7 protein-coding genes are annotated in these 7042 nt (G+C 57.7%); 2 read left to right on the top strand and 5 right to left on the bottom strand.

Translation table 11 applies throughout. The features are described 5' to 3' along the window. The first annotated feature begins 396 nt into the window (after positions 1–396). Positions 397–1986 carry a bifunctional phosphoribosylaminoimidazolecarboxamide formyltransferase/IMP cyclohydrolase gene (gene purH, locus RTE01_RS24960; RefSeq protein WP_141335449.1) on the top strand — a complete coding sequence of 530 codons (1590 nt, stop codon included), beginning with the start codon at positions 397–399 and terminating at the stop codon, positions 1984–1986. A gap of 15 nt (positions 1987–2001) precedes the next feature. Next, complete coding sequence (gene purD, locus RTE01_RS24955) at positions 2002–3291, top strand: phosphoribosylamine--glycine ligase (protein ID WP_041143558.1); 1290 nt, start codon at positions 2002–2004, stop codon at positions 3289–3291. 181 nt (positions 3292–3472) lie between these two features. On the opposite strand, the gene RTE01_RS24950 is transcribed toward purD, so the two are convergent. From RTE01_RS24950 to hemE, 5 genes are all read right to left on the bottom strand, one after another. After that, entirely contained in the window at positions 3473–4165 is a 693-nt protein-coding gene (locus RTE01_RS24950; protein ID WP_134525115.1) for a DUF1481 domain-containing protein, read from the bottom strand. A gap of 12 nt (positions 4166–4177) precedes the next feature. Beyond that, positions 4178–4450: a nucleoid-associated protein HU-alpha gene (gene hupA / locus RTE01_RS24945; protein WP_004097675.1), complete on the bottom strand. Its 273-nt coding sequence runs from the start codon at positions 4448–4450 to the stop codon at positions 4178–4180. Between the two features lie 185 nt (positions 4451–4635). After that, positions 4636–5226: a YjaG family protein gene (locus RTE01_RS24940; RefSeq protein WP_041143557.1), complete on the bottom strand. Its 591-nt coding sequence runs from the start codon at positions 5224–5226 to the stop codon at positions 4636–4638. A gap of 42 nt (positions 5227–5268) precedes the next feature. Beyond that, complete coding sequence (nfi, locus tag RTE01_RS24935; protein ID WP_076948187.1) at positions 5269–5940, bottom strand: deoxyribonuclease V; 672 nt, start codon at positions 5938–5940, stop codon at positions 5269–5271. Between the two features lie 9 nt (positions 5941–5949). Then, the gene (gene hemE, locus RTE01_RS24930; protein ID WP_041143555.1) at positions 5950–7014 is read right to left on the bottom strand and encodes a uroporphyrinogen decarboxylase; all 1065 of its coding nucleotides are present in this window, start codon (positions 7012–7014) and stop codon (positions 5950–5952) included. Positions 7015–7042: the final 28 nt, after the last annotated feature.

The following is a 7042-nucleotide window of genomic DNA, read 5'->3' as shown; positions in this document are numbered from 1 at the left end:
TCGGCTAGTTAGTGTGAAGTGATTCACATCCGCCGTGTCGATGGAGGCGCATTATAGGGAGTTCTCGAGCGCCCGCAATAGTTAAATTGCAGAAAAATGACTGACTGCTGCATTCCCCAGCAAAACCCCGGTTTATACCCTCTTACGCACAGAATTATCCACAGACCGTCGACGATCCTTCTCTATAAAGGCCGTCGCAGCGCCCTTCTATAAGGAGAGATAAGGAAAGATTTCCCCCTGCAAAGAGAAAGATAAAAATTCGCGAGCGTTGCGCAAACGTTTTCGTTACAATGCCGCGCTATGACACGGACGCCCGGTTGGGTGCGTTAGGTGAGTTTTTAGGCAAAAACTCACCTAACGCTCTCTGTAATATTCAAATCCTGGGGATTTAATACCATGCAACAACGTCGTCCAGTCCGCCGCGCCCTGCTCAGTGTTTCTGATAAGGCCGGTATCGTCGAATTCGCGCAGGCTCTTTCCGCTCGTGGTGTTGAGCTACTCTCTACGGGTGGTACCGCACGCCTGCTGGCAGAGAAAGGCCTGCCGGTAACCGAAGTCTCTGACTACACCGGTTTCCCGGAAATGATGGATGGACGCGTGAAGACCCTGCATCCGAAAGTACACGGCGGCATTCTGGGTCGTCGCGGACAGGATGATGAGATCATGGCGCAGCACGCTATCTCTCCTATTGATATGGTCGTCGTTAACCTCTACCCGTTTGCCCAGACCGTCGCCCGTGAAGGCTGCTCGCTGGAAGATGCGGTTGAGAACATCGATATCGGCGGCCCGACCATGGTGCGCTCCGCGGCCAAGAACCATAAAGATGTCGCTATCGTTGTTAAGAGCAGCGACTACGCCGCCATTATTAAAGAGATGGACGCCAACGAAGGCTCCCTGACTCTCGACACCCGTTTCGACCTCGCTATTAAAGCTTTCGAGCACACCGCAGCCTATGACAGCATGATTGCCAACTACTTCGGCAGCATGGTTCCGGCCTATCATGGTGAAACTCAGGAAGCTTCAGGCCGCTTCCCGCGTACCCTGAACCTGAACTTCATTAAGAAGCAGGATATGCGCTACGGTGAAAACAGCCATCAGCAGGCCGCCTTCTATATAGAAGAAGAAATTAAGGAAGCATCCGTTGCCACCGCGCAGCAGCTGCAGGGCAAAGCGCTTTCCTATAACAACATTGCCGATACCGATGCGGCGCTGGAGTGCGTGAAAGAGTTCAGCGAGCCGGCGTGCGTCATCGTCAAGCACGCCAACCCGTGCGGCGTTGCGGTAAGCGATTCCCTGCTGGATGCCTACGACCGCGCCTATAAAACCGACCCAACCTCAGCGTTCGGCGGCATTATTGCCTTCAACCGCGAGCTGGATGCCGAAACCGCGCAGGCCATTATCTCCCGTCAGTTTGTCGAAGTGATCATCGCCCCGTCCGCTAGCGAAGCGGCGCTGAAAATCACCGCGGCGAAACAGAACGTCCGCGTCCTGACCTGCGGCGAGTGGACCTCACGCGTACCGGGCCTTGATTTCAAACGCGTTAACGGTGGGCTGCTGGTACAGGATCGCGATCTGGGCATGGTCACCCACGCTGAGCTGCGCGTGGTCAGCAAGCGCCAGCCAACCGAGCAGGAGCTGCGTGATGCGCTGTTCTGCTGGAAAGTCGCCAAGTTCGTCAAATCCAACGCTATCGTGTATGCCAAAGAGAATATGACCATCGGCATAGGCGCAGGCCAGATGAGCCGCGTTTACTCCGCCAAAATTGCCGGAATTAAAGCCGCCGACGAAGGCCTGGAAGTGAAAGGCTCAGCAATGGCATCCGACGCATTCTTCCCGTTCCGTGACGGCATTGATGCGGCCGCGGCAGTGGGCGTGAGCTGCGTGATCCAGCCTGGTGGCTCTATTCGCGACGAAGAGGTGATTGCCGCTGCCGACGAGCACGGTATCGCCATGATCTTCACCGACATGCGCCATTTCCGCCATTAATTCACGGAGTAACACATGAAAGTATTAGTGATTGGTAACGGCGGGCGCGAGCACGCGTTAGGATGGAAAGTGGCGCAATCGCCGCTGGTTGATACCGTTTATGTTGCTCCGGGTAATGCCGGCACCGCCCTGGAGCCCGCGCTGCAGAACGTGGCTATCGGCGTGACCGACATTCCGGCGCTGCTGAGCTTCGCACAGCGCGAAAATATCGATCTGACCATCGTCGGCCCGGAAGCGCCGCTGGTGATTGGCATCGTCGATGCCTTCCGCGCCGCCGGACTGAAAATCTTCGGCCCAACGGAAGGTGCCGCGCAGCTCGAGGGCTCTAAGGCCTTCACCAAAGATTTCCTCGCGCGCCACAAGATCCCCACCGCCGAGTACCAGAACTTTACCGAGGTTGAGCCTGCCCTTGCGTACCTGCGTGAGAAAGGCGCGCCGATCGTTATCAAAGCTGACGGCCTGGCGGCCGGGAAAGGCGTGATTGTCGCCATGACGCTTGAAGAGGCGGAAGCTGCCGTTAACGATATGCTGGCTGGCAACGCCTTCGGCGACGCGGGCCACCGTATCGTTATCGAAGAGTTCCTCGACGGCGAAGAGGCCAGCTTTATCGTTATGGTTGACGGCGAGCACGTGCTGCCGATGGCCACCAGCCAGGACCACAAACGCGTCGGTAACGGCGATACTGGCCCTAACACCGGCGGCATGGGCGCGTACTCTCCTGCTCCGGTGGTCACGGATGAAGTTCATCAGCGCACCATGGAGCGTATCATTTGGCCAACGGTCAAAGGGATGGCGGCGGAAGGTAATACCTATACCGGCTTTCTCTACGCGGGTCTGATGATCGATAAGCAGGGCAACCCAAAGGTAATTGAGTTCAACTGCCGCTTCGGCGATCCGGAAACGCAGCCCATCATGCTGCGCATGAAGTCGGACATGGTAGAGCTGTGCCTCGCCGCCTGCGACGGCAAGCTGGATGAGAAAACGTCAGAGTGGGACAGCCGCGCCTCTCTCGGCGTGGTCGTGGCCGCGGGCGGCTATCCGGGCAGCTACAGCACCGGCGACGAGATCTTTGGCCTGCCACAGGAAGAAGCGGCGGATGGCAAAGTGTTCCATGCGGGCACCCAGCTTTCTGCCGACCAGCGCGTACTCACCAACGGTGGCCGCGTACTGTGCGTAACGGCGCTGGGCGATAGCGTGGCCCAGGCACAGCAGCGTGCCTATGAACTGCTTACCGATATCCGCTGGAACGGCAGCTTTAGCCGTGACGATATCGGCTGGCGCGCCATCGCTCGCGAGCAAAGCTAACGGCGTCGTTTCATCTGCCGGATTCACGCATCCTTCTTTATTAACGGGTGGCCTCAGTTTTGTGGCCGCCCGTTTTATTTGGCGCGCGCGGAGTACGGTTCTGCAAGGATCGGCGGCGCGATGTCCGGCAGGTGCGGTAACGAGGATCGGATGCAGCGGAGTATGAAGCGCAGGTATAGCGTTAGAAGGTTTTTTCCTGCGGTTGCCAGGTACAGAAGTCTTCGTTTGCCACCAGCAGCAGCTGCGAACCTTCGGAGGCTTCCAGCCACGCGACGCTGACCTCGACGGAGGAGTGATCCTGGCGGCGGGCGATATGGGCTAACGCCCGGGCATCGAGGTCGGGCTTAACGGTCTGCCCTTCACAGGTGGTGACGGTCCGATCGGCGTGCCAGCGTCCCTGACGCAGCACAACGCGGCCCTGACGCAACGCGTCGCTGGTCTGGCGGATCTGCGTCGCCCGGTAGCGGTAGAGCGCGACCTGGTCGCTGGAGAGCTGCTGCTTTTGCCCGTCAATTTCACGCTGCATAAAGCTCAGCTCGCCCTGGTCATCAAAGCGGGCGCGAATATGTTCGGTGGTCTTGCCGTAAACGTTGAGCTCAATCAGCGTCAGCAGATCGCCCTGCCAGCGGTACTCGCTGGTTGAAGTGTTGCCGTGACGCCACGGGCTAAAAGCGGCGAGAAGATGCACCTCGCCATTGGAATCCATGCGCCAGATACGCATCGCTCCCTGGTTGTCAGCGTAGCCGCTGGCGGTAAAAGGCGGGAGCGAGGAATCATGGCTGCAGGCAGTGAGCAACAGTACGCCTGCCAGCGTCAGCGTGCGACGCCAGATAGACAAAAGGGGCTTAAAGGCCCCTTCGGTAAAACTGTACACTGCCACGCGGTCTTACTTAACTGCGTCTTTCAGTGCTTTGCCTGAAACAAACGCCGGCACGTTAGCAGCGGCAATTTTGATTTCATTACCGGTCTGCGGGTTGCGGCCAGTACGCTCAGCGCGGTGGTTCACTTTGAAGGTACCGAAACCAACCAGTTGGACAGCATCACCTTCTTTCAGAGACTCAGTAATTGCAGCCAGGGTAGATTCCAGGGCAGCTTTTGCCTGTGCTTTGGACAGGTCAGCTTTGTCCGCAATTACATCAATCAGTTGAGTCTTGTTCATAAGTTATCCTTACAATGTGTTTATCGCTTGCTAAGCACCGAGTGCGACGGAAATGCTGAAAAACACTCTCCTGCATACACGCACCGATAGCCACTTTTTTTCGCCCTCCAAATGTAGACCAGACGGGGGGCGGAATGGAAGCCTTCAGACGCTACAATTCAGGCGGTAAATCACGTTTTCTGGTCTCACTGCTGAAAATTTATACCAATATTGCTCTCGCCGGCTTCACGAAGGTCAGCGCGCAGTCCTTTTATCAGTTCAATATCGCGCTCTTCGCACTCGGCCAGCAGGCGGAAAATTTCCCACTGAATGTCCCATTCTTGTTCAACCGCCGGGTTTTCCTTGAGCTCTTCGTCGGTCATTTCACGACCTGCCTGGGTCATTTCCAGCATCGCGACGGTGGTAATGGAGCTCTTGCTCACCTCAATGGCGTGCTCGAGAGTTTCGCCGCTCAGGCGCGAGTGAACCAGCTCGCTTAATGCGACGCAGGCATCGATCGCCGGATAGACGCCGTACATATCATAGTCGTCAGCTGCCGGGATCGCCTCTTCCAGCTTCTCCAGCTGGCTATCAAAATTCACCTTCGCGTCTTTGACCGTTAACGTTTCCCAGATCAGATCGAGGATACGGCGATACAGCTGGCCATCGGCAAATTCGGTTTGCTGGCAAAACATGGCGTAATTGGGGTACATGCGCTCACACAAGCAGGCCATAAAAGTGACGTGCTGCCAGCTTTCCAGCTTCTCCAGGCGCAGATGAATCGGGTTTTGTAACATGATGAATTCTCGAAGTCAGAAATTAGCCGCAGTTTACCTGAATCAGCCGTGATTTGCTTGCCAACGGATAAACGCCGGGCGCTCTGATGCGACCGCATCCGCCCAGCGCGTCGGCTCCGGCAGGCGATAGCCTTTCATACAGCGTTCCACCCACATTAGGGCGCTATCCAGGCCAACCCGGTGGCCGGTGCTGATAAAGAGCGGGTTACAGCGCACCTTGCTGCGCAGAACCCACGCCAGCTGTTCGTTTTTATCCATCAACGCCGTCAGCGCCCCCGGCTCATCGCCCGGGGCGTCGCATTTGCCGCACAGGCGCTTTTTCGCCACGCCGATGGTGGGCACATCCACCAGCAGCCCGAAATGGCTGGCTACGCCAAGACGGCGGGGATGGGAAATGCCGTGGCCGTCCACGAACAGCAGATCCGGTTTTTGCGAAAGCAGCTCCCACGCTGCCAGCAGCGCGGGGGTTTCACGAAAGGAGAGGAAGCCGGGAATATAGGGCATGGTGGTGGCAACGCGCGCCACCTGATATTCAACCAGCTCCAGCGAAGGCCAGGCCAGCAGCACCATCGCCGCTCGGGTGACTTCTCCTTCCTGCTCAAACCCAACATCCGCGCCGCCGATCAGCTGAGGCGGATCGCGATCCAGCCGATCTTCACGAATGACCGATTCTGCTAAATCCCGCTGCAGGGTACGTAGAGAAGCCAAATCCATAGTCGCTCCTTAGCGATGATACTGTGCTGACAGCCGGTGAACCGCCTCCACAAACACGCCAGCATGCGCAGGATCCACGTCCTGATGAATGCCGTGTCCGAGGTTGAAGACGTGGCCCTCTCCCTGACCAAAGCCGGCAAGGATGGTAGCGACTTCTTCCTCAATGCGGGCTGCGGGCGCGTAAAGCATAGAGGGATCCATATTGCCCTGCAGCGCGACCTTATGGCCAACGCGACGACGCGCATCGGCGATATCGGTTGTCCAGTCGAGGCCCAGCGCGTCGCAGCCGGTTTCCGCAATCGCCTCCAGCCACTGTCCGCCGCCTTTGGTAAACAGGGTCACCGGCACGCGGCGGCCTTCATTTTCACGCAGCAGGCCATCAACGATTTTATGCATGTAGTAGAGCGAGAACTGCTGATAATCACGGCCGGTCAGCACTCCGCCCCAGGTATCAAAAATCATCACCGACTGAGCGCCGGCTTTGATCTGGGCGTTCAGGTACAGCGTGACGCTTTTGGCCAGCTTGTCGAGCAGCGCGTGCAGCGCCTTCGGCTCGGCGTACATCATCTTCTTAATCACGGTAAAGGCTTTGCTGCTACCGCCTTCAACCATATAGGTCGCCAGCGTCCACGGGCTGCCGGAGAAGCCAATCAGCGGAACTTCACCTTTGAGCTCGCGGCGGATGGTGCGCACCGCGTTCATAACATAGCCGAGCTCATCTTCCGGATCGGGAATCGGCAGCTTATCGACATCCGCCCTGCAGGTAATCGGTGAGGTAAAGCGCGGGCCTTCTCCGGTTTCGAAGTACAGCCCCAGCCCCATCGCATCCGGGATGGTTAAAATGTCAGAGAAGAGGATCGCCGCGTCCAGCGCATAGCGGCGCAGCGGCTGCAGCGTCACTTCGCAGGCCAGCTCAGCATTTTTACACAGCGACATAAAGTCGCCCGCTTCGGCGCGAGTGGCTTTGTACTCCGGTAAATAGCGGCCAGCCTGGCGCATCATCCACACCGGGGTCACATCAACGGGCTGGCGCAGCAGCGCACGCAGATAACGATCGTTCTTCAGTTCGGTCATTTTGCAGTTCCTTCAATGCGTCAGGCCA

The organism is Klebsiella terrigena, assembly GCF_006539725.1.
GTDB classification, from domain to species: Bacteria; Pseudomonadota; Gammaproteobacteria; order Enterobacterales; family Enterobacteriaceae; genus Klebsiella; species Klebsiella terrigena.
This window is presented reverse-complemented; position numbering and strand designations above follow the sequence as displayed.